Annotated in this window: 19 protein-coding genes; 5 read left to right on the top strand and 14 right to left on the bottom strand. The window is 67.8% G+C overall.

Annotated elements, in window-relative coordinates; genetic code table 11:
- Positions 1-147: 147 nt before the first annotated feature.
- Together RVX_RS07775 and RVX_RS07770 are read left to right on the top strand one after the other, a co-directional pair.
- Positions 148-2133 (top strand): molybdopterin-dependent oxidoreductase, encoded by a 1986-nt coding sequence (locus RVX_RS07775; protein ID WP_116305414.1) that lies wholly within the window; start codon positions 148-150, stop codon positions 2131-2133.
- Positions 2134-2303: 170 nt separating this feature from the next.
- Entirely contained in the window at positions 2304-2699 is a 396-nt protein-coding gene (locus RVX_RS07770) for a hypothetical protein (RefSeq protein ID WP_147307514.1), read from the top strand.
- A gap of 22 nt (positions 2700-2721) precedes the next feature.
- On the opposite strand, the gene RVX_RS07765 is transcribed toward RVX_RS07770, so the two are convergent.
- The 6 genes from RVX_RS07765 to uvrB form a co-directional block, all read right to left on the bottom strand.
- Positions 2722-4392, bottom strand: a complete 1671-nt coding sequence (locus tag RVX_RS07765; RefSeq protein ID WP_116305413.1) for an NAD+ synthase — start codon at positions 4390-4392, stop codon at positions 2722-2724.
- A gap of 282 nt (positions 4393-4674) precedes the next feature.
- Positions 4675-5454, bottom strand: coding sequence for a 4-hydroxy-tetrahydrodipicolinate reductase (dapB, locus tag RVX_RS07760; protein WP_116305412.1), 780 nt, complete (start codon positions 5452-5454; stop codon positions 4675-4677).
- A gap of 84 nt (positions 5455-5538) precedes the next feature.
- Positions 5539-7848: an NAD-dependent DNA ligase LigA gene (gene ligA / locus RVX_RS07755; protein WP_116305411.1), complete on the bottom strand. Its 2310-nt coding sequence runs from the start codon at positions 7846-7848 to the stop codon at positions 5539-5541.
- The gene (locus RVX_RS07750; protein WP_116305410.1) at positions 7845-8717 is read right to left on the bottom strand and encodes a hypothetical protein; all 873 of its coding nucleotides are present in this window, start codon (positions 8715-8717) and stop codon (positions 7845-7847) included. The genes ligA and RVX_RS07750 overlap by 4 nt, the downstream gene beginning before the upstream one ends.
- Positions 8714-9754, bottom strand: a complete 1041-nt coding sequence (locus RVX_RS07745; protein ID WP_116305409.1) for a potassium channel family protein — start codon at positions 9752-9754, stop codon at positions 8714-8716. The genes RVX_RS07750 and RVX_RS07745 overlap by 4 nt, the downstream gene beginning before the upstream one ends.
- A gap of 138 nt (positions 9755-9892) precedes the next feature.
- Entirely contained in the window at positions 9893-11935 is a 2043-nt protein-coding gene (uvrB, locus tag RVX_RS07740; protein WP_116305408.1) for an excinuclease ABC subunit UvrB, read from the bottom strand.
- Positions 11936-12298: 363 nt separating this feature from the next.
- On the opposite strand from uvrB, the gene RVX_RS07735 reads away from it, so the two are divergent.
- Positions 12299-12820: a hypothetical protein gene (locus RVX_RS07735; protein WP_116305407.1), complete on the top strand. Its 522-nt coding sequence runs from the start codon at positions 12299-12301 to the stop codon at positions 12818-12820.
- A gap of 130 nt (positions 12821-12950) precedes the next feature.
- Here the strand turns inward: RVX_RS07735 and aat are convergent, their stop codons facing one another.
- The 4 genes from aat to RVX_RS07715 form a co-directional block, all read right to left on the bottom strand.
- The gene (gene aat, locus RVX_RS07730) at positions 12951-13751 is read right to left on the bottom strand and encodes a leucyl/phenylalanyl-tRNA--protein transferase (RefSeq protein ID WP_371682106.1); all 801 of its coding nucleotides are present in this window, start codon (positions 13749-13751) and stop codon (positions 12951-12953) included.
- A gap of 20 nt (positions 13752-13771) precedes the next feature.
- Entirely contained in the window at positions 13772-16186 is a 2415-nt protein-coding gene (gene clpA, locus RVX_RS07725) for an ATP-dependent Clp protease ATP-binding subunit ClpA (RefSeq protein ID WP_116305405.1), read from the bottom strand.
- A 1-nt stretch (position 16187) separates the two neighbouring features.
- Complete coding sequence (locus RVX_RS07720) at positions 16188-16490, bottom strand: ATP-dependent Clp protease adaptor ClpS (protein ID WP_116306456.1); 303 nt, start codon at positions 16488-16490, stop codon at positions 16188-16190.
- A gap of 228 nt (positions 16491-16718) precedes the next feature.
- A complete protein-coding gene (locus RVX_RS07715; RefSeq protein ID WP_116305404.1) occupies positions 16719-17369 on the bottom strand; it encodes a class IV adenylate cyclase in 651 nt (216 codons plus the stop codon).
- Positions 17370-17432: 63 nt separating this feature from the next.
- On the opposite strand from RVX_RS07715, the gene crcB reads away from it, so the two are divergent.
- Positions 17433-17807, top strand: coding sequence for a fluoride efflux transporter CrcB (gene crcB / locus RVX_RS07710; RefSeq protein WP_116305403.1), 375 nt, complete (start codon positions 17433-17435; stop codon positions 17805-17807).
- Between the two features lie 55 nt (positions 17808-17862).
- Entirely contained in the window at positions 17863-18246 is a 384-nt protein-coding gene (locus tag RVX_RS07705; RefSeq protein WP_116305402.1) for a DUF190 domain-containing protein, read from the top strand.
- A 147-nt stretch (positions 18247-18393) separates the two neighbouring features.
- Here the strand turns inward: RVX_RS07705 and RVX_RS07700 are convergent, their stop codons facing one another.
- The 4 genes from RVX_RS07700 to RVX_RS07685 form a co-directional block, all read right to left on the bottom strand.
- Positions 18394-19071 (bottom strand): NAD(P)/FAD-dependent oxidoreductase, encoded by a 678-nt coding sequence (locus tag RVX_RS07700; RefSeq protein WP_116305401.1) that lies wholly within the window; start codon positions 19069-19071, stop codon positions 18394-18396.
- 199 nt (positions 19072-19270) lie between these two features.
- Positions 19271-20347 carry a protein-glutamate methylesterase/protein-glutamine glutaminase gene (locus tag RVX_RS07695; protein WP_116305400.1) on the bottom strand — a complete coding sequence of 359 codons (1077 nt, stop codon included), beginning with the start codon at positions 20345-20347 and terminating at the stop codon, positions 19271-19273.
- On the bottom strand, positions 20344-21222 hold the full coding sequence (locus RVX_RS07690; RefSeq protein ID WP_116305399.1) for a CheR family methyltransferase: 879 nt from the start codon (positions 21220-21222) through the stop codon (positions 20344-20346). Before RVX_RS07690 ends, RVX_RS07695 begins: the two co-directional genes overlap by 4 nt.
- Positions 21219-23444 (bottom strand): chemotaxis protein CheA, encoded by a 2226-nt coding sequence (locus tag RVX_RS07685; RefSeq protein WP_116305398.1) that lies wholly within the window; start codon positions 23442-23444, stop codon positions 21219-21221. Before RVX_RS07685 ends, RVX_RS07690 begins: the two co-directional genes overlap by 4 nt.
- Between the last annotated feature and the right edge of the window lie 32 nt (positions 23445-23476).

Here is a 23476-nt window from a genome sequence, read left to right as displayed (position 1 = left end):
CAACCGTGGCACGGCCCGCGCCGTTCTTCCGTGACCGGGGTCACGGAAGCTCCGGTAAGTGTGGCGCTCAGTGGCCGTGCGGCCCGCACCCTCTCCCGCCCGGATGCCCGCCATTTTCCGCCAACCCGCTCCCCCACGGAGTTTCGCATGCAACGTCTTTCCGCCTGTTCGCTTGACTGTCACGGGGCCTGTTCACTGGTGGTGCACCTGCCGGACGAGGAAACCAGCCTGCATGACGACACCGCCGGGGGCGTGCGCGTTTCCGGCAACCCGGACCACCCGTTCACGCGCGGGGTGGTCTGCGTCAAGGGGCGCGGGCTGGCCGCCCGCCGCCTGAGCCCCGACCGCATCACCACGCCGCTGGTGCGCGGCGGGGACGGCGCGCTGCACCCGGCCACGTGGGACGAGGCCCTGGCCCTGTGCGCGGCCAGGCTGGACGCCCTTCGGCACACGCCGGAATCCATCCTGCACCTGCGCGGCTTCGGCTACCGGGGCGCGCTGGCGGAGGCCAGCAACTACCTTTTCAACAGCCTGGGCGCGGCCAGCAAGCGCGGATCCTTGTGCGACGGCGCGGGTGATGCCGCCTGCGAGGCCGACTTCGGCGCGCCGGACCACAACGACAGCGACGACCTGGCCAACGCCGCCGCCATCGTCAACTGGGGCAAGGACCTGGCCCGGTCCTCGCTGCATCTGGGGCTGATGGTGCGCGACGCCCGCAAGCGCGGCGTGCCGGTGCTGACCATCTCTCCCGGCGGCGACGACAACGACGCCTTCACCGACGCCCGCATCCGCATCCGCCCCGGCGGCGACCGGTTTCTGGCCGCTGCGGCCATCCGCCGCCTGCTGGCGGACGATGCCGTGCCCCGGGCCATCAGCGAACGCACGCGGGGCTTCGCGGAATTCCGGGCCATGCTGCTGGCCATGAGCGAATCTGAACTGCTGGCCGCCTGTGACGCCACCCCGGCGGACCTGGACACCCTGTGCCGGTGGATGTGCCGCGAGGCAGGGGCCGACGGCCCCACGGCCAGCCTGCTGGGCTGGGGGCTGCAACGTTACCTGCGCGGCGGCGAAAGCGTGCGGTTCATCAATGCGCTGGTCATGCTGTCCGGCAACATGGGCGTTTCCGGCGGCGGCGCGTACTACGGCATTTCCTCCGGCCGCAGCCTGGACCTTTCGTGGGGCAAGAAGGCGGGCACGCCCGCCCGCACCTTCCTGCTCTCGCATCTGGCGCAGGAACTGGCCCAGGCCGACCCGCCGGTACGCTTCCTGTGGGTTGACGCCTTCAACCCCGTGAACCAGTCGCCCGACGCCCCGGCCCTGGCCCGCGCCGTGGAGGCCATCGACTTCACCGTGGTGGTGGAAGCCTTTCTCACCGACACCGCGCGCCGGGCCGACGTGGTGCTGCCCTGCGCGCTGGTGCTGGAGCGCGAGGAAATCTTTGGCTCCGCCTTCCACAACTACATCGCCTACGCCGCCCCCGCCTGCCCCATGCCCGGTGATGTGCGCCACGACTTCGACATCGCGCGCGGCGTGGCGGAGCGGCTGGCCCGGCCCATCTCATTCCCGGATCGGGAGGATGTGCTGCGGCAGGCCCTGCGCTCTCCCTGGCTTGAAGTATCGCTTGAAGAATTGAAGGCCACCGGCTGGACCAAGGCCAGGCGCGCCGCCGTGGCCTGGGAAGGGCTGCGCTTCGCCCATGCCGACGGGCTGTACCATCTGCCGGAGGCCCTGCACATGGACGGTGCCGCCGCGACCACTCCGCATGGCGCTTCGGCGAGCGACTACCCCCTGCATCTGCTGACCCTGCTGGCCCCGGACTACGTCAACTCGCAGGTGGGCCTGCCGGACCGCCAGCCCGGCGGCAACACGGAGCCCGTCACCGTGCAGGTGGCCCCGGAATGCCCTGCCCTTGCCACGCTGGACATGGACCGCCCCGTGTTCATCGTCTCGCCGCATGGCCGCATGCCCGTGCAAGTGCAGACCCGGCCCGGCATCCATCCCCGCACCGTGATCATGCCGCGCGGCGGCTGGCTGGCCCATGGCCGCTCGCCCAATGCGCTCATCGCCCCGCTGGCCACCGACATGGGCGACAGCACCGCGTATTATGATCAGCGGGTGCGACTGGAGAATTAAAGAAAGAAAACGTTACGTTGCTTATGGAATCCGGGCTCGTAGCACAATGGAGAGGCAGGCGCTTATATCGCCATCTCTCTGGCAGTCATTGACATGCTCATCTTTCGCGACGTAACACGAAATAAATATTAGGATAGCCACATAAACACACAAAAATTGGATGCTACAAAATGAAGCCAGTCGTCTATTTATTGTTTATAGTGATGCTTTCTGGTTGCATGGTTGTACGCTACTCCAACCGTTCTGCGGACGAGCTGCGAACAGAGAAATATTTCGTGGAAACATGGCGCGAAGAAAAAAGCTTAATAGACATAGCTCACAACATATATATGTTTAGTACAAAATGCGGGAACATTGCAACGGCAACACTAGATCCAAAAAACAAAAAATATGGCATCGTCAAAATTGAAGTCCCTGGCTGGTCGGCAGGAAACGTGATTTTAATGATAGAATTCAACGAAACGTCAGAGAATAGCACATCAATCACAGCTTGGGATGAAAACAAAAGTTCGTTTTGGGTCTCGAGATATAAAAAAGCTATAGCTGACCCTGCACACTGCGAATAAACCTGCTTTATTCAACCACCTGTCACGGCAACACCAACCGGCTTGCCACGGGCATGCGCCAGCCGGTGCCAAAGGCGCGGTCGGTAACCTTCAGACCGGGCGCGGCCTGCCGCCGCTTGAATTCGGAAATGCGCACCAGTCGCAGCACGTTGTCCACCACGGCGGGGTCGAAGCCTTCGGCCACCACGGCGTTGCGGTCCATGTGGTGCACCACGCTGCGCTCCAGGATGGCGTCCAGCACGTCGTAAGGGGGCAGGCTGTCGGTATCCTTCTGGTCCGGCCGCAGTTCCGCCGAGGGGGCTTTGTCCAGGATGGCCGTGGGAATCAGGTCGAACCCGGCCTGGGCGTTGCGCCAGCGGCACACCCGGTACACCAGGGTCTTGGGCACGTCAGCGATGACGGCGAGCCCGCCCGCCATGTCGCCGTAGATGGTGCAGTAGCCCACGGCCAGTTCCGACTTGTTGCCGGTGGTCAGCAGCACCGCGCCGGACTTGTTGGACACGGCCATGAGCAGGTTGCCCCGGATGCGCGACTGGATGTTCTCTTCCGTCACGTCGCGCACGGTGCGGCCCAGCGCGCCGAACACCGGGGCCAGCGCCGCGTCGAAGCCGTCCATCAGCGGGCCGATGGGCACCGTATGCACCGCGTCCGCCGACAGGCCCAGATTGCGGGCCACGGCCAGCGCGTCGGTCACGCTGCCCTCGCTGGAATGGGGCGAAGGCATCAGCAGCACCCGCACGTTCCCAGGCCCCAGCGCCTCTGCCGCGACTGCCGCCACCAATGCCGAATCCACCCCGCCCGAAAGGCCCAGCACCGCACCCGTGAACCCGCACTTGCGGGCGTAGTCGCGCGTGCCCATGACCAGCGCATGCCACACTTGCGCCTCCGGCTCGGCCGGGTCCGGGCAGATGGAGCCCGTGCCCGCCGCAACGTCCACCAGCACCGTGTCTTCCTCGAACGGGCGGCCCCGCGCCATGAGGTGCCCCACCGCGTCGAAGGCCACACTCTTCCCCGCGAACAGCAGGTCGTCGTTGCCGCCCACCTGGTTGGCATACAGCACCGGCACCCGGTAGCGCGAGGCCACGCGCGACAGCATGCGTTCGCGTACCGCCTGCTTGCCCAGCGTGAACGGCGAGGCCGACAGGTTGACGATGACGTCCACGCCCGCCAGTGCAAGGTCCGACACCGGGTCGGTCTCGTACTGGCGGTGTTCCTGCCAGAAGGTCTTGTCGTTCCAGATGTCCTCGCACACCGTGACGCCGATGCGCCAGCCCGCCACCGTCACCGCGCCGCAGTTCACCCCCGGCTCGAAATACCGGCGCTCGTCGAACACGTCGTAGGTGGGCAGCAGCACCTTGCGCGTGGCCACCGTTACCGTGCCCTCGTGCAGCAGCACCGCCGCGTTGTGCAGCCGGTTGCCCACCGGCGTGGGATTGGGCACCGGCGCGCCCACCAGCACCGGCGGCCCATCCTTCAGCCGCAGCGCCAGCGCCTCCAGCGCCTTGCGGCAGCCGGGCACGAAGTCGCGCCGCAGCAACAGGTCGCGCGGGGGGTACCCGCAGATGGCCAGCTCTGGCGTCACGCACAGACCCGCACCCCGCGCCGCGGCATCGCGCACCGCCGCCTCGATGCGCGCCGCATTGCCCGCCACGTCGCCCACCACCATGTTCAGCTGCAACAGCGCGATGTTCATTAAGCTTCTCCGAATCGGAAAAAGGTGGAGAGTATCGGGGAGGGAAGGGAGAACTTTTGGAAAAGTTCTCCCTTCCCTCCCCGAACCCCTCCCTACCCGCTCAAAACTTTTTCATTGGGGCTTACCATGCCGATAGTATTCAGCTATGTGAAGACGGCACAGATGACATATGCAACCACGCAACAAACAAAAAGTTTGGAAGGGGAAAGGGGGTTCGGGGGAAGGGGGAAACTTTTTCAAAAGTTTCCCCCTTCCCCCGATTCGTCTTTAAGCGTCCGGTGCCTACAACATGTCCAGCATGGAGTAGAGCGTGCCGGGCTGCTGCTGGGGCAGCCACTTGGCGGCGCGCAGGGCGCCCTGGGCGAAGTTTTCGCGCGAGTGGGCCTGATGGGTGATTTCGATGCGTTCGCCGGGGCCCATGGCGTACACGGTGTGCACGCCCACCACATCGCCGCCGCGAATGGTCTGGATGCCGATCTCTTTCGTGGGCCGTTCGCCGATGATGCCTTCGCGGTGGTAGTTGGCAACGGCGGGCAGGTTCCAGCCGCGTGCCTCGGCCAGGCATTCGGCAAGACGCAGGGCGGTGCCGCTGGGCGAATCCTTCTTGCGGTTGTGGTGCAGTTCCACCATTTCCAGGTCGTACTGTTCGCCCAGTTGCTGCACCAGTTGCGGCAGGATTTTCAGTAACACATTGACGCCGATGCTCATGTTGGGCGCCCAGAAGATGCGCGCGGTCTTGGCCAGGTCGGCCAGTTCCGCCTTCTGCTCGGCGGTGAGCCCCGTGGTGCCGATGACGTGCGACACTCCGGCCTTGGCGGCGGCGCGGGCGTTGGCCAGGCTGGCCTCGGGCGAGGTGAAGTCCACCACCACGCCGCCGGGCACCTGGGCGAACACCGCGACCGGGTCGCTGCCAGCGGGACATTTCCACACGTCGAGCGAGGCCAGGCGTTCGGGACGCTCGACGACGGCGGCCAGCGTCAGGGCCGGGTCTTCCTGCGCCATGCGGCAGATGGTGGACCCCATGCGTCCGCCAGCGCCCGTGACGATGATCGAAGTGCTCATGCTCGCTCCTTATGCGTTATGCGCGCGCCGCCGAAACCCGGGATGCGGCCCGGCAAGCGTGGCGTCTGAACGGAAATGCCGGAATCACAGCAATGAATGCTGGTCCTTCTTGCGGGGAACGGACGATACGGCCGGGGCCGAGGAAGCCGGAGCGACCGAGGCAGATGCTGAAGCCGCATCGTTACCCGCACCGCCAGCCTTGTCGCCTTCGCCTTCATTGCCGGGCGTGCCGGCACCGCCTGCGGGGTTCCCATCCCCGCCCCTGCCTTCCAGCAGGTCGAGAAACTCCTGTTCCCGCAGTACCCGTATGCCGAGTTTCGTGGCCTTGTCGAGCTTGGAGCCGGGCTTGTCGCCCACCACCAGCAGGTCCAGCTTCTTGCTGACGCCGCCAAGGATGTGCGCCCCGGCGGCCACGGCGCGCCGCTCCGCCTCGGACCGGGTGAGGGAAACCAAAGAACCGGTGAACAGAACACCCATCCCGGCCAGCGGGCCATTGCCTTCGCCCGGCGTGCCCGCGGCGTCCGCGTCCGAGCGCACTGGGCGCACCGGCCACAGGCCCACCCCGCGCAGCCGCTCCAGCAAGGCGCGGTTGCCCTCGTTGGCGAAGAAGGCGCGAATAGACCCGGCAACCTCGGGCCCGATGTCCGGCAGTTGCTGCAACGCCTCGCCTTCGGCCGCGCCCAGCGCGTCGAGGTGGGCGAAATGGGTGGCCAGGGTGCGCGCGGTCTGTTCGCCCACGTGGCGGATGCCCAGTGCGCAGATAAGCCGGGCAAGGGTTGCTCCGGTGCGCGCGGCATCGAACGCTGCGATGAAATTTTCCGCCAGCTTCGGCCCCATGCGCTCGAAGGCCAGCAGGGCCTGCTTGTCCAGGCTGAACAGATCCGCCGGGCTGGTCACCTTGCCCCGGTCCACCAGCAGTTCCACCCACCTGCGGCCCACGCCCTGAATGTCGAGCCCGGCCTTGGACACGAAGTGGATGATGGACTGGCGCACCACGGCGGGGCAGCCCACGTTGACGCAGCGCCACGCGGCCTCGCCCTCTTCGCGGCGCACCGGGGTGTGGCACACCGGGCAGGCGCGGGGAAATTCGAACTCCGGCAGGCCGTCGGCGGGACGGTGTTCGGGCAGGGGACGCACCACCTCCGGAATCACGTCGCCCGCGCGCTGCACGACGACCATGTCGCCCACGCGCAAATCCTTGGCGCGGATTTCGTCCTCGTTGTGCAGGGTGGCCCGCGACACGGTGACGCCGCCCACGGCCACGGGCGCAAGTTCCGCCACCGGGGTCAGCACCCCCGTGCGGCCCACCTGGATGGCGATGTGCTCAAGCCGGGTGGTGGCCTGGTGGGCGGGAAACTTCAGGGCGATGGCCCAACGCGGCGCGCGGGCGGTATAGCCCAGCGCCTCCTGCGCGGACAGGTCGTCCAGCTTGGCCACCACGCCGTCGATGTCGAAGGGCAGTTCCGATCGGCGACGGCCAAGCTCCTCGTAGTAGGCCATGACGTCCGCCGGGTTTTCGCAGCGGCGCGCATCGGGCGGGGTGCCGAAGCCGTAGTCGGCCAGCGCGGCCATGACCTGGCCGTGGGTGACCCAGCGGGCTTCAAGCCCCTGCGCCCCCCCGGTCACATCATCAGGCCAGATGACCTGCCCCACCCCGTAGGCCAGGAAACGCAACGGTCGCCCCGCCGTGACCGAGGCATCCAACTGGCGCACCGAACCGGCGGCGGCGTTGCGCGGATTGGCGAACAGCTTTTCGCCCGCCCCGCGCCGGGCGGCGTTGAGGGCGTCGAATTCCGCGCGGGTGATGACCACCTCGCCGCGCACCTCCAGACGAATAGGATGCGGCCCCTCGCCGTGCAGGCGCAGCGGCAGGTTGCGCACCGTGCGCATGGCCGTGGTGACGATTTCGCCCTTTTCGCCGTCGCCCCGCGTGAGGGCCGTGGTGAAGACCCCGTTTTCGTAGATCACTTCCAGCGCCAGGCCGTCCATCTTGGGGTCGCACCAGAAGGCCGTGGGGGCATCCGGCTCGGCCCGCAGCAACCGCTGGATGAAGGCGTCCCATTCCTCGCCCGAAAAGGCGTTGTCCAGGCTGTACATGCGCAGGGTGTGGGCCTGCGTTTCCAGCGCGGCCACCACGGCGTCGCCCACGCGGTGGGTGGGCGAATCGGGCGTGCGCAGGGAGGGCCATTCCGCCTCGATGTCCTGCAGTTCGCGGAACAGGGCGTCGTATTCGGCGTCGGAGATTTCCGCGTCGTCCAGCACGTAGTAGCGATGACTGTGGTAGTTCAGCTGCTCGCGCAGGGATTCGGCGCGCGCGGCCACGTGCGCGGGGGCGGCGTCACGCGCATCGCCCTGCGCGGTATCGGCCGGGAAAATACCGTCGGAAATGCTCACAGCGTGGTCTCGTCGGTCCATTGATGTTGCAGGCTGGCCACCTCGTCGCGCCATGCGGGGCCGAGGCGACGGGTCATGTACTCGTGCTCGGCGCGGGCGGCGGCATCCATGAAGCCGTCCACGGAACGCGCCGTGGTGTGGTAGCGGTGCCGGACCACCAGCTGATGGTCCACCACCACCGGCCAGCCCGCCCGGTGCGCCCGCAGGGACAGCCACACGTCCACCCCGTAGCCGCGCGGGTTGTCGGCGCAGTCCGCGCCGCCCACGGCACGCGCGCAATCAAGGTCGATGCACGGCGCGATGCCGTCCACCAGCGCCACGCGCCGGTACTGCACGCGCGCGTCGCGCACCATCTGCGGGTGGTAGGGGTTGCGGTCCACGGCCGGGGCGTACACCCCCACCCTGCCTGCTGGTCCGCCCAGCCCGCGCGCGGCCAGCGCCGCGCCCATGCGGGCCATGCGCAGGGCCGCCCGCGCCACCAGCGGCGGACGCGTCTCGAAGGAAATGTCGTTGTTCAGGAACCACAGGTGCGTGCAGCCCATGTCGCGCGCGGCGTCCAGGCTGTACGCCAGCGCGCCGCCCCAGAACAGGTTGTCCGGCAGTCTGCGCCATGCGCCAATGGCCGGTCGCGGGGCCGCGTTGTCCAGAACCAGCACCCGCGAGGCATGGTCCGGATCGGCCCGGCGCAACGTGTCGGCCAGATTGGCGGCCAGCGCCGGGTCGCCGTAGTGCAGGATGACCGTTGCGATGACCGGGACATTGGCCGTGTCGCTGCCGGGCGTTGCGGAAGGCGCTGCGGCCTGTTCCGCCATGGGCGCGTCGCCGCCCCCGTCAGCGGCATTCCGCCCTGCCCGGCCGCTTGCCGTCACAGAATCTCCTGCAACTGCCGGAAGTTCTCCGGCTTGCCCACGGTGACCAGGGTGTCGCCGGGGTTCAATTCGTAGGTCGATTCCGGGTTGAAGAACATCTGGCCGTCGGGCTTCTTGACCCCGATGACGATGAGGTTGAACCGCTGCCGGATGCCCGAGGCCATCAGCGTCTTGCCCGACAGTTCCGAGCCCTCGCCCACGGTCAGTTCTTCCATCTGGATGTTCAGGTCGGTCTTGGAGTGGGCCAGTTCCATGAACGTGGTCACGGTGGGGCGCAAAATGGACTGGGCCATGCGCAGCCCGCCCAGGTGGTGCGGCAGGAACACCCGGTCCGCCCCGGCCAGTTGCAGTTTGCCGATGTGCGAGGCGTCGCCCGCGCGGGCGATGATGATCATGTCCGGGTTCATCTGGCGCGCGCTGAGCACCACGTAGACGTTGGCCGAATCCAGCGACAGCGCGGCCACGAGCGCCTTGGCGTGTCCGATGTTGCAGGCGTTGAGCACGTCGTCGCTGGTGGCGTCGCCCGCAAGATGGACGATGCCGTCGTTTTCCAGCCGCTCCACGGCCACCGGGTCGTTTTCCACCACCACGATGGGCACGCCTTCCTGCATCAGTTCGCGCGCCACCACAGAGCCGATGCGGCCGTAGCCGCAGACGATGCAATGGCCGCGTAGCGACGATATGGTCTTCAGCACCCTGCGCCTCCCGAGCATCTTGTAAAGCTTGCCATCCACCAGCAGTTGCGAGAACGCGCCAAGGATGAAGGCGAAGTTGCCCACCCCGGTCAGGATCAGCACCGTGGTCAGCACCCGGCCGGGGACGGACAGGGGGTGCACCTCCTGAAAGCCCACGGTGGAAAGGGTGATGACCACCATGTAGAAGCTGTCCCACAGGCTCCAGCCTTCGATGTGCGAATAGGCCCAGGTTGCCGTGGCGAACACCAGCAGCATGGTGCACTGGCTGATGACCAGCGGGCCCCATGCCCCAAGGCGGATGCGCAACCGGTGGTAGGCGGTGATCAGCGGGTGTTGCCGCATGTGCCGTCGTCCTGTCTGACCGTTACCGCCCGAAGCCGGGCAGGCCTGAACCGCCATCCGGGGCGTGCGCCCCGCTGCATGATGCCGCCGAGCCCAGTTCGTGCCGAATATGGTCGCGCCGTAGTAGTTCGTGCCGTACTAGTTCGTACCGGACGCACCCAGCAAATGCTCGCGCAGCAGCCGGATGCGGTCGCGCAGTTCCGCCGCGCGCTCGAATTCCAGTTCCTTGGCGGCCTCGCGCATGTCGCGCTCCAGCTGCTGGATCTGTTTGGCCAACTCGTGCGGATCGCTGGACCACGGGGCAACGGTTGTCGCCGCCTGCGCCGCGTCCTTGCGCCCCTTGCCCTTGCGTCCCTTGGCTTCTGCGGCCTCGGCGTAGATGGCGTCGAACGGCGTATCCACCGCCTTGCGGATGGTGGCGGGCACGATGTGGTGCGCCTCGTTGTAGCCGGTCTGCCGTTCGCGCCGCCTGGCCGTCTCGTCCATGGCGGCCTGCATGGACCGGGTCACCACGTCCGCGTACATGATCACCCGGCCTTCCACGTTACGCGCGGCGCGGCCGAAGGTCTGGATGAGCGAACCCGTGGAGCGCAGAAAGCCCTCCTTGTCCGCATCAAGAATAGATACCAGAGAAACTTCCGGGATATCAAGACCTTCACGCAGCAGGTTGATGCCCACAAGCACGTCAAATTCCTTGCGGCGCAACGCCTGGATGATGGCCATGCGTTCCATGGTGTCGATGTCGGAATGCAGGTAGCGCGCGGCCACGCCCATCTCGTTGAAGTATTCCGTCAGGTCTTCGGCCATGCGCTTGGTGAGCGTGGTCACCAGCACGCGTTCGTCGCGCGCGGCGCGCAGGCGGCATTCGCCCAGCAGGTCATCCACCTGCCCCTTGGTCGGGCGCACCTCCGTGATGGGATCGACAAGGCCGGTGGGCCGGATGATCTGCTCGGCCACGATGCCCTGCGAGCGGTCCAGCTCCCATTTGCCGGGCGTGGCGGAAACGTACACGGTCTGGTTCAGCCGCGCGAGGAACTCGTGAAATTCCAGCGGCCTGTTGTCCAGGGCCGAGGGCAGGCGAAAGCCGTAATCCACCAGGGTGGTCTTGCGCGAACGGTCGCCCTTGTACATGGCCCCCACCTGAGAGACCGTGATGTGCGATTCGTCCACGAACAGCACGAAATCATCGGGAAAGTAGTCCAGCAGGCACGAAGGCGGGCCGCCCGGCTCGCGGCCGTCGAGGTGGCGCGAATAGTTTTCCACCCCGTTGCAGTAGCCCATTTCCTCCATCATCTCGAGGTCGAGCATGGTGCGCTGCTCCAGCCGCTGGGCCTCCACCAGGCGGTTGGCCCCCTTCAGTTCGCGCAGGCGCTCGCCCAGTTCGCCGCGGATGTCGGAAATGGCCCGCACCAGGTTGTCGCGGTCGGACACGTAGTGGCTGGCCGGATAGATGACCGTCTTGCCCACCGCAGCCAGCACTTCGCCGGTGAGCGGGTCTATCTCGTTGATGGCGTCGATGTCGTCGCCAAAGAACTCGATGCGCAGCGCCCGCTCGTGATGGTAGGCGGGGATGATTTCCAGCACGTCACCCCGCACCCGGAAGGTGCCGCGATGGAAGTCGTAGTCGTTGCGCTCGTACTGCACCTCCACCAGCCGGGTAACCAGGGCATCCATGGACAGCCGCTGCCCGGTCTCCACGGGAATGACCAGTTTGGCGTAGTATTCCGGCGAACCCAGGCCGTAGATGCACGACACCGAAGCCACGATGACCACGTCGCGCCGGGTGAGCAGCGCGTGGGTGGCCGCGTGGCGCAGCTTGTCGATGTTGTCGTTGATGGACGAATCCTTCTCGATGTACGTGTCTGACGAGGGCACGTAGGCTTCCGGCTGGTAATAGTCGTAATAGCTGACGAAATATTCCACCGCGTTCTCCGGGAACAGCTGGCGGAACTCGTTGTACAACTGGGCGGCCAGGGTCTTGTTGGGGGCCAGCACCAGGGCGGGCCTGCCGCAGCGGGCGATGACCTGGGCCATGGTGAAGGTCTTGCCGGAACCGGTGACCCCCAGCAGCACCTGGTCCTTCACGCCCGCCTCGATGTTGGCGACGATCTGGTCGATGGCTTCGGGCTGGTCGCCGCGCGGCTCGTAGTCGGTGCGCAGGGTGAACGGGGATTGGGTCATATCTGTTTCCATGGCCCGTTGCGCGGGCCGGTGTGCATTTTCGGAAGGGGTCGGCCGCCCTCGCGGACGGCCAGCCAGATGGCGGGAAACGGAAACGGCGGCCCGCACGGCCTCTCCAGAGGGGGGCAAGGCCCGCGAACATGGCCGGATGACGCCCGCCCCCTTCCATCCGCCGGAAAGATGGTCTAGAAAATTTGGAAGCGATGCGGCCCGTTGCCCGGCATGGAGCCTTCCAGACCTCTCATGCCCCCGTGCCCATGGGCACGGATTGCGGACGCACCGCCCCGACGACACACGCACGACGCACGCACTCCCGGCCGCTGGCACGATGCCCGGCGCGCAGGAACCACGCATGGAGCCCGCATGGAACTGAACATCATTCCCGTGGAAGGCACGCCCCCGGTGGCGCGCACCCACGTCATATCCGTCACCATCCGCACCTTCAAGGGGCGGCGCAACGTGCAGGCGCACCTTTTCCGGCTGGCCGACGAAACGGAGGCGGCGGAAGAACTGGCCGCCCTGCGCGGGGTGCCCGGCCTGGTGGGCGCGCCGCTTGATCCGAATGCACCAGGCGCCGACGACCTGACCGGCCCCGAGGCGGAAACAGACGCCCTGCGCACGGTGCTGGAAGCCTTCACCGAGGCGGAGCGCGACGCGGTGGTGGACTACCTGTCCAGGCGCTACGCCGACCGGCTGACCTGCATCATCGCCTGTCCGCTGCAACTGCCGGTGCCGCGCGGCGTGGTGCCCTTCTCCGCCCTGCCGGAAGGCAAGACCATGGGCGTCATCCGTTTCGACGACGTGCCCCGCTACCCGCTACACTTTGCCATGCGCGGCTTCTACGACCTGGCCCAGCACGAGCCGCTGGTGCACGAGCAGGAATAACCCGCCCCGCTCCAGCGCGCCACACGGGTGCGCGCCACGGGCCGGTCGCCTTGGCCATGCTGGCCGCCCAACGGGGCAGCCAACGCCGGTGGCGAAATGCATCATGAGGCGGACCGTCCGGTCCGCGCCCCTACCAGGAAGGTCGAAAACCGGCCGGGACACGCCAGTGCCCGGCCGGTTTCGCATCCTGCCCGGCTGCCCACGGAACTTCGGCCGCAGACGTCGCCCCCCGCGCGGGCAGCCCGGAAACGTCCGGACAGCGCGCCTCGCGGCCGTCGGCAAGACGCAATGCGCCACGCAGCCCTTCCGCCAGCCGGGCCAGGAATTCGGGCCGGGGCAGTTCCACCGCGCCAAAGCGCACCATGTGCGGGGTGGTCTGCTGGCAGTCGATGAGGGTGCAGCCCGCCTCGCGCAGCCACGCGGCCAGCCAGGTGAACGCCACCTTGGAGGCGTCGTCCGCGAGATGGAACATGGATTCGCCGTAGAACACCCCGCCCAGGGCCACGCCGTACACCCCGCCCACCAGCCTGCCGCCCTGCCATGCCTCCGCCGAATGGGCGATGCCCAGGCGGTGCAGCGCCTCGTAGGCGTCGATCATGGCGGGCACCAGCCAAGTGCCGCGCTGCCCCGGCCGGGGCGTGGCCGCGCAGCGCCGGATGACCAGCGCGAAGGCCTTGTCGAAGGAAATCTCGAACGTATCGGAACGGATGCGCCGGGCAAGGCTGCGCGACACGTGCAGGTTGCCCGGCAGCAGCGCGCAGCGCGGGTCGGGCGACCACCACAGGATGGGCGTGCCCCGGTCGTACCAGGGAAAGATGCCGCGCATGTAGGCGGCCACCAGCCGGGCGGGCGAAAGGTCGCCCCCCACGGCCAGCAGCCCTTCGGGCGGGGCGGCGGCCGGGTCGGGGAAGTCGGAACCGTCCCCGGTCATCCGGCCCAGCACGCGCACGTTCATTTATCGGCAGCGGCGTCGTCGCCGCCGAGCGGCTCATAGCGGAACACCAGGCCCAGCCCGGCAACGGACTGCGGGGCGCCGGACAGGGGTACCGGTGCTGCCTCGGTCACAGGCGCCGGTGCGGCATCCTTCGCCGCGCCTTTGCCCTTACCCTTGCGGGCGGGCGCGGCGGCCGCCTCCGGCGCGGCCACGTCCACGATGGCGGTGCCGCCCTTGCGCAGCTTGCCGAACAGCACCTCGCGGGCCAGTTCGTCTTCCAGCGCGGTGCGGATCACCCGGCGCAGCGGGCGCGCCCCGAAGGCGGGCTCGAAGCCCTTTTCGGCCAGGCGCACGCGGGCCGCCGGGGTCAGCTCCAGGCGCACGCGCCGGTCCTTCAGCCCGGCTTCCAGTTCCAGCACGAACTTGTCCACAATGCGCTCCATCACCGGGGTGGTCAGCCCGGCGAAGGGAATCATGGCGTCCAGCCGGTTGCGGAATTCCGGGCTGAACATGTTCTCCACGGCCTTGCGGCCCTTGCCCGCCACGTCTTCCTGCGCGGTGGCGCCAAAGCCGATGGACGGCGCGCTCATTTCACGCACGCCCGCGTTGGAGGTCATGATCAGCACCACGTTGCGGAAGTCCGCCTTGCGCCCGGTGTTGTCGGTGAGCGTGGCGTAGTCCATGACCTGAAGCAGGATGTTGAAGATGTCCGGATGGGCCTTTTCGATCTCGTCCAGCAGCAGCACGGTGTACGGCTGCTTGCGGATGGCCTCGGTCAGCAGGCCGCCCTGGTCGAAGCCCACGTAGCCGGGGGGCGCGCCGATGAGCCGCGACACCGAGTGCTTCTCCATGTATTCGCTCATGTCGTAGCGCACGAAGCCGATGCCCATGACCTCTGCCAGGCGGCGGGCAAGTTCGGTCTTGCCCACGCCCGTGGGGCCGTAGAACAGGAAGCTGCCGGTGGGCCGGTCTTCGCGCCCCAGGCCCGCCCGCGCGCGCAGGATGGCCCGCGCCAGGACGCCCACGGCCGCGTCCTGGCCGAAGACCACGTTGCGCAGATCTTCATCGAGGGTGCGCAGGCGGTCGCGGTCGCTGGACGACACCGTGCGCGACGGTATCTGGGCCATGCGCGCCACCACCTTTTCCACGTCCTTCACACTGATGGCCGCGTCCGAAGCCGAAGCCGCGCGGGCTCCGCGCCGCAGCCGGGCCGCCGCGCCCGCCTCGTCCAGCACGTCGATGGCCTTGTCGGGCAGCAGCCGTTCGGTGATGTACCGGGCGGAAAGCTCCACGGCCGCGCGCAGGGCGGGCAGCGTGTAGCGCACCTTGTGGTGGTCCTCGTAGTAGGGACGCAGCCCCTTCAGGATGTCCACGCATTCGTCCTGCGAGGGTTCCTGCACGTCGATCTTCTGGAACCGGCGCGACAGGGCGCGGTCTTTCTCGAAATGGTTGCGATATTCCTCGTAGGTGGTGGACCCGATGCAGCGGATGCTGCCGTCGGCCAGCACGGGCTTCAGGATGTTGGAGGCATCCATGGAGCCGCCGCTGGTGGAACCCGCGCCCACGATGGTGTGGATCTCGTCGATGAACAGGATGGCCCCCGGCACCTTGCCGAGGTCGGTGATGACGCCCTTCAAGCGCTGCTCGAAGTCTCCCCGGTACTTGGTGCCCGCCAGCAGCGCGCCCATGTCCAGGGCGAAGATGCGCACGTCGCGGAATTCCTCGGGCACCTCGCCGCCCGCCACGCGCAGGGCCAGCCCTTCGGCGATGGCGGTCTTGCCCACGCCGGGGTCGCCCACGTACAGCGGGTTGTTCTTGCGCCGCCGGGCCAGCACCTGAATGGTCCGCTCCAGTTCCTTCGCCCGACCGATCAGCGGGTCGATGCGGCCGTCGCGGGCGCGGGCGGTGAGGTCCACGGTGAACTTTTCCAGCGCGTCGGTGCGCGGGGAATCGGGCGCGCCCTCCTCGCCTTCGGCGTCACCCGCGCCGCCGCCCTCGCCGTCCTCCGGCATGCCGTGCGAGATGTGCTGCAGCACGTCCAGTCGGCTCACCCCCTGCGACTTCAGGAAATAGGTGGCGTAGGCGTCGTCCTCTTCGAAGATGGCGGCCAGCACGTCGCCGATTTCCACGGCGGCCTTGCCCGCAGACTGCATGTGGCGGATGGCCCGCTGCAGCACGCGCTGCACGCCCAGCGTCTGCACCACCTCGGTGGGGGTGTCGGCGGGCAGCGGCTCCAGGTGGGTGGCGAAAAAGGTTTCCAGGCGCAGGCGCAGGGCCTTCACGTCCACCCCGACGGATTCGAGGATGGACTTGCCCGCGTCCTCGCCGGAGATGGCGTAGAGCAGGTGCTCCAGCGTCAGGAACTCGTGGTTGCGCGTCCGCACGTCGTTGACGGCGGCGGTAAGCGCTGCTTCAAGGCGTCTTCCGATCATGTCATACCTCTTCGAGGGTGCAGCGCAGTGGATAGCCTTCGCGCCGGGCGCGGGCATGCACGAGGGCGACCTTGGTCTCGGCCACCTCCGCCGTGTACACGCCGCATTCGCCGACGCCCTTCTCGTGGACGGCCAGCATGATGCGCGTCGCCTCGTCGGGCGTTCTGCGGAACACCTCGACCAGAATCGACACCACGAACTCCATGGTCGTGTAGTCGTCGTTGTGCAGGAGCACCCGGAACATCCGGGGCTCGCGCACTTCATCCTCGATGAGGATATCCGTGTGTCTGCCGCCATCCGGCATGTCTGGCATATCTGGCGGTCCGGAGGGACCTGACGGCCTTGCCATGCGGACCGGAACCGCCGGTGAACCTAGATCGTCGAAATGGGTGCTCATGGGTGCTCGTTTCGCTGTTTCCGGGCGGCCTGCGGCGGCCACGCCCTTATACTAACATCGCGGCGCGTGCTGTCGAGGGGCCACGGGGGCCGCGCGGCACACCTTGCGCCCATGGAATTTCGTGACCGTGAGGGGTCATTCCGCCCCGGCTCGGCCATCGTCTTCGCCGAAGACCATCCGGCGGGCGGCGGCAAGCCCTGCCGCGTCGAAGGTGAAGTCCTCCGCCGGGGGCAGCCCGTGGGCCGCGCGCCAACGGCGGTTGAGATCGTGATAGGTTTCGATGGATGCGCGCGCCCTGTCAAGACCGAGCCTGTCGGCCACGGCCATGATGGCCTCGCGGTCGCCCTCCAGTTCCGCCACCGGACCGAAGGGCATGGTGTCCAGGCACACGTGCACCCCGTCCAGGCTCCATACCTCGCGCACCTTGTCATAGCCGAAGGCCACCGTGTACCCCAGCCCCGTCAGCACGTGGTGCATGGCGTCGGCGTCGGCCACGGCGGTCTGCACCTCGTCCCAGACTTTCACGTCATCCGGAATGGGAGCGGACCCGGCATCCGCCGCATGGGGCGGACGCTTCATGGTCAGCACGGCGGCACGCAGGTCCGGCCCGGCCTTGGTGCGCAGCCGCAGCAGGGTATTGGCGGCGCGCAGGTCGCGGCCGGGGGTGTCGTACACCCGGTTGCATTCCAGATAGGGAGCGCCGCCGGTTGCCCCCAGCACTTGCAAAGCCGCGCGAAGCGCGGCAAGGTCCGCCTCGGGGAACTTGATTTCCATTTCCAGCGCCATGTGGACTCCATGGGCCGCATCGTTCCGGCACTGCGGAAGATGGGCGGAAGAAAGGACCAATCCGTGCAGAAGATCGTCTTGCTGGGCCTGGCGGGCGCGCTGGGCAGCCTTGCCCGCTACGGCCTTGCCGGGTTGGTGCAGCGCGCGACGCCCGGCACGTTTCCGCTCGGCACGTTCGTGGTCAACGTGCTGGGCTGTCTGGCCTTCGGGTTCGTCTGGGGGGTGTGCGAAAACCGCATCTCCCTGCATCCCGACGTGCGCGTGGTGCTGCTGACCGGCTTCATGGGCGCGTTCACCACCTTTTCCACCTTCACCTTCGAAAGCCTCGGCCTCATGGAGACCGGGCAGTGGATGGCCTTTGCCCTGTATGCGGGCGGCCAGCTGCTGCTGGGCCTCGTGCTGCTGTGGCTGGGCCTGGGAGCCGGACGGCTGGTGTAGAACCGCCTACCGGCATGCACCACCGGCACGCATCCACCACAGGAAGGAGCACGCCATGCGCATCATATCGGGCGACGCCCTGCGTCTGCGCATCTACACCGGCGAACGCGACACCCACAAGGGCCGCGCCCTGCACGAGGTCATCCTGGAATCCGCCCGGCGCGACGGGCTGGCGGGCGGCACGGTATTCCGCGGGCTGGCGGGCTTCGGGGCCAACAGCGTGGTGCACACCGCGCGGGTGCTGCGCCTGTCCGAAGACCTGCCCATCGTGGTCGAGATCGTCGACGACGCCGCCAAGATAGAGGCATTCCTGCCCCGCGTCGAGGAACTGCTGGCCGAAGGGCTGGTGACCGTGGACCCGGTGCAGGTGTTGCTGTATCGGCACGGCCCGGGCAAGGAGGCCGCGCAGGAGCCGCGCGCCCCCGGCAGCGGCGGCTAGGCGGGGCCAAGGGCACGCGCTGCCGTGCCGCCTTTGCCTGCCCCCTGACCACCGCGCTCGCGTTCACCATTTCCGCCAACGAAGGCGGCAGGACCGCCCGAAGCAGTCCTGCCGCCAGTATTTTCTGCTCGCGAAATCGCCGCGCGCCTATTCGGCGGCGGGCAGCAGCGCGGCGCGTATGGCCTCTATGCCGGTCTTCTCCACGTACTTGGACACGCGCAGCCGCTTGCCGGAATTGTCGCGGTACAGCTGCATGAAGCGCTGCACGAGCTCCAGCGCCGCCTCGCGGGTCAGGTCCTCGGCCAGCACATCGCCGATGCGCGGGTGCCCGCCAGAGTTGCCGCCCACGATCACGTTCCAGCCGCGCTTGGTGCCCACCAGGCCCACGTCGCGCAGGTAGCTTTCGCCGCAGCACATGGGACAGCCGGAAACGCCGAACTTGACCTTGGCCGGAAAGGGCTGCTCGGCCAGCGTCTGCTCGATCTCGATGCCAAGCCCCAGCGAATCCTGCAGCCCCAGCTTGCACACCGCCGTGCCGGGACAGGCCTGCACGTAGTGCACGCACAGCTCCACCGCGCGGCCCACGTCCATGCGCAGATCTTCCCAGATGGGCTCCACCTGCTCGGCCGTCATGCCCACCAGGGCAAGGCGCTGCCCGGAGGTGATCTTGATGATGGGAATGCCGTATTTGCGCGCCACGCGGGAAATGGCGTCGAGTATTTCCGGCGTCAGCATGCCGCAGGGGGTGCGCGGCACGATGGCGTAGGTCTGCTTGTCGCGCTGAAGGATGGCGCCTCTCGGTTCCGGCGTGCCGGTTTCTGTCATGTCCGATGCTCCTTGGTCCGTTTGCGTTGTCGTACTCTGTCGTGCCTGCAGGACGATGGAAAACGCCCGTGGCGACGGGCGTTTCCAGAAGGGTTGCGGCGCGCCCCGGGGCGCGCCGCAACCGTGCGGAACGTTCTCTACGGGCCTGATGGCGTCCCTGCCGGGGCATGGTGCAGGCACGGGCGCGTTCCTGCGGCCGCTACCCCCCGCAGGCGCGGACGATGGCCGGGGCTATTTCTTCAAGCGAAACCACCTTGCGCACCCCGCCCAGCTTGATGGCTTCCTGCGGCATGCCGAAGACCACGCAGCTGGCCTCGTCCTGGGCGATGGTGTGCGCGCCCACGTCGAACAGCTCCTTGATGCCCGCCGCACCGTCGTCGCCCATGCCGGTCATGATGGCGGCCACGGCGTTGCGCCCGGCGTACCGCGCGGCGGAACGGAACAGCACGTCCACGGAAGGCCGGTGCCTGCGCACCAGCGGGCCTTCGCGCACCTCGACGTAGTAGCGCGAACCGTTGCGCTTGAGCAGCATGTGCAGGTTGCCCGGCGCAATGAGCACCTGGCCGCGCCGCATGACGTCGTTGTCCTGCGCCTCCTTCACCGTCACCCGGCAGATGGCGTTCAGCCGGTTTGCGAAGGCGGTGGTGAAGTGTTCCGGCATGTGCTGCACGATGGCGATGGGCGGGCAGCCTTCGGGCATGGCCTCCAGCACCACGCGCAGGGCCTCGGTGCCGCCCGTGGACGCGCCGATGACCACCACCTTCTCGGTCTGCTGCACCGTGGTGGTCAGCGGCGTCGCGGCGGGCAGCACCGCATCGGCGGAAAGTTTGGGCGGCACCCCGGCGGCCAGGGGGCTGAGCTTGCGCAACCGGGAGCGGGCGGCGGCCTTCAGCGCATCGCAGATGCGGATGCTGGATTCCTCCAGAAAGCGCTTGGTGCCCATGCGCGGCTTCTGGATGACCTCCACCGCGCCGTACTCCATGGCCTTGAAGGTGGCCTCGGCCCCCTGCTCCGTCACCGACGAGCAGATCACCACGGGGATGGGATGCTGGGTCATGATCTTGCGCAGGAAGGTGATGCCGTCCATGCGGGGCATCTCCACATCCAGCAGGATCACGTCCGGGGCCACGTTTTCCATGCGCTTGGCGGCCACGAAGGGGTCGGAGGCGGTGCCGATGAGCTCCAGTTCCTCGTCGCCCGAGACGATGTCCGCCAAGGTCTGGCGCACCAGGGCGGAATCGTCCACCACCAGCACCTTGATGCGGCGCGCGGTCATCGTGTCCTCCGGTAGACGGTGGGCGCCACCTGCTCAAGGGGCAGCGCCATGCCGGTAAGACTTTCGGAGTGCCCGATGAACAGGTGCCCGCCGGGGCGCAGACACTGGCAGAACCGGGTGAACAGCCCTTCCTGCGTGGGTTTGTCGAAATAGATGATCACGTTGCGGCAGAAAATGATGTCCATGGGTTCCGAGAAACCGAAGGGCTCCATGAAATTCAGCCGCTCGAAGCGCACGGACGAGCGCAGTTCCGGCCCCATGCGCACCAGGCGGCGCGAACGGTCGCGGCTGCGCAGCAGGTAGCGCTTGCGAAAGTGATCCGGCACGTTGTGCACGCGCTCTTCCTCGTACACGGCCCGCACCGCCTGTTGCAGCGCCCGCGACGAAATGTCCGTGGCCAGAATGGAAAAGGTGAAGCCGGGCGTACTCTCCGCGTAGTCGCGCAGCACCATGGCCAGCGTGTAGGGCTCCATGCCAATGGAACAACCCGCGCTCCACACCCGCAGCGCACGCTGGGCGCGCTGCCGCGCGGCAGCGGCAGTCCAGCCGGGCAGCACGGTGGCGGCAAGGTAGTCGAAATGACGCGGTTCGCGGAAGAATTCAGTGGTGTTGGTGGTCACCACGTCGATGAAGTTGCGCAGTTCCTCGTCGATGCCCTTGTCCGTAAACAGGTAGTCCACGTACTGGTCGTAGGTGGTCATGCCCAGCGCGCGCAGGCGTTTCTGCAAGCGCGCCTCCAGCATCACCCGCTTCGAGGCGGGCAGCTTGATGCCCACCTGCTCGTAAACGAAGCGGCTCATGCGGTCGAACAGCTTCTGGGCCATGGGGCCTGGCCGGGCGCACCCCGCCGGAAGGGCCGTGGCGCCGTTGGTCATGCAGCCCCCCCGCGCGACGGGGCGGCCATGGGGGCCGAACGCGGACGCGCCGCCCCGCCAGCGGCCCCAGAAGCCCCGGCCTGCCCGCCCTGCGGCTGTCCGGCGGCCAGTTGCACCAGCCCCGGCACGTCCAGGATCAGGGCCATGCTGCCGTCGCCCTTGATGGTGGCCCCGGAAATGCCCGGCACGTCCTTGTAGATGCGGCCAAGGCTCTTGATCACCGTCTGGTGCTCGCCCACCACGCAGTCCACCACCAGCCCGAAACGGCTGCCCTGCGCATCGACCACCACCACCTGCTCGATGCCCGGCGCAGGGCCGGGAGATGCGAACAGCTCGCGCAGGCGGATGTAGGGCACGATCTCGCCGCGCAGGTTGATGATGCGCTGCCTGTCGTCGCCGGAGCGGGGGGTTGTGTGTTCCGCGCACTCCTCCACATGGTTCAGCGGAATGACGAACGATTCGCCGCCCACCTGCACCTGCAGGCCGTCGATGATGGCCAGGGTGAGCGGCAGGCGGATGGTGAGCGTGGTGCCCCGCCCCACGGCGCTGTCCAGTTCTATGCGGCCGCGCAGCGCCTCTATGGAGCGCTTCACCACGTCCATGCCCACCCCTCGGCCGGAAACGCTGGTGACTTTTTCCGCCGTGGAAAAGCCGGGCGCGAAGATGAGTTCCATGGCCTCGCGCGGGGGCAGTTCCACGTCCGGGGCGATGACGCCGCGCCTGCGGGCGATTTCCATCACCCGGGCCGGGTCGATGCCCGCGCCGTCGTCGGCGATGGTGATCAGCACCTCCCCCCCGGCATGGGCCGCCGCAAGGGTTACCGTGCCGGTACGCGGCTTGCCCGCCGCGACGCGCACGTCGGGCTGCTCCACCCCGTGGTCCAGGCTGTTGCGCAGGCAGTGCACCAGGGGGTCGCCCAGCCGTTCGATGACGGTCTTGTCCAGTTCGGTCTCTCCGCCCTGGGTCACCAGTTCCACGTCCTTGCCCAGTTCCGCCGAAAGGTCGCGCACCAGGCGGCGGAACTTGCTGAAGGTGGTGCCGATGGGCAGCATGCGGATGCCCAGGGTGGTGTCGCGCAACTCGTCGCTCAACCGCTCCAGTTCCTCCACCAGCCCCAGCAGGCCGGGGTCGCTGCGCAGGTGCGCGGCCTGCGAAAGCTGGGCCTGCACGATGACCAGTTCGCCCACCAGGTCCACAAGAAAGTCCAGCTTGGATGCGGCCACGCGGATGCTGGCCCCGGAATCGTCGCGCGTCGCGGTTTCCTTGTCACGCGACTGGCGGATGGTGCGCACGGCCTGCTGCTCGGCAAGGGCCGCCTCCACCCGCTCCGGCATCACCACGCCCGCGTCGGTCAGCAGACGGCCCAGAGGGCGCTGCTCGTCCAGCACGCGGTGCAGGTCGTCTGCGCTGACGTCGCCGCGCTCCAGCAGGATTTCGCCCAGACGCTTGTAGGCGGCGTCGTCCACAATGCGCGCGTCGTCCACCAGGCGGATGTCGATGTCCGCGTCGTCCTCCACGAACAGGAACACGTCGCGAATGGCCGTCTCGTCCCCTTCGGTGGAAAGCAGCACGTCCCACCACACGTGGCACAGTTCTGGCTGCAATTCGTCGAGGGCGGGAACGTCGCTGAAGTGCGGGAATACCCGCGCCCCGCCAAGCTCGCGCAGTTCATCCAGCAAGGACAAGGGATTCGCGCCGCTGAAGAGGATGGACGGCGCGGGGCGAAAGCGCACCCGCCAGGTGCGGGCACAGGGGGGGCACGATGCGTCGGGTTGAGCCAGGCATTCCGCGCCGTCGGCGTCCTGAGCCGGGGCTTCGGCAGCGAGGGCCGCAGCCGTCGGCACCAGGGCGCGCAGCGACGCGGTGATGGCCGCCGCGTGCGAAAGGTCGGGCGCTTCACCGCTGACGGCGCAGTGCAACAGCCGTGCGATGTGGTCGCGCGAGGCCAGGGTAAGGTCCAGCAACTGGCGGGTGACGGGCATCTCGCCATTGCGCACCCGGTCGAACACCGTTTCCACGTCGTGGGTGAAGTGGGCGATGTCGTCGAAGCCGAACATGGCCCCGGACCCCTTGATGGTGTGCATGGCCCGGAACACACGCGCCACCAGGTCGCGGTCATCGGGCTGCTCCTCCAGTTCCAGCAACGCCGTTTCCAGCTCTGCCAGCAGGTCTTGCGCTTCTTCGATGAAGGCGGCCCTGTTTGCGTCTTCCTGCGATTGCATGCGGCCCTTCCTTGTCCGAAATGTGCGGCGTT

The sequence above is a fragment of the Nitratidesulfovibrio sp. HK-II genome (genome assembly GCF_003402415.2).
In the GTDB taxonomy this organism is placed as follows: Bacteria; Desulfobacterota; Desulfovibrionia; order Desulfovibrionales; family Desulfovibrionaceae; genus Cupidesulfovibrio.
Note: the sequence above shows the minus strand (reverse complement) of the source record. Positions and strands in the feature narration are given on the sequence as shown.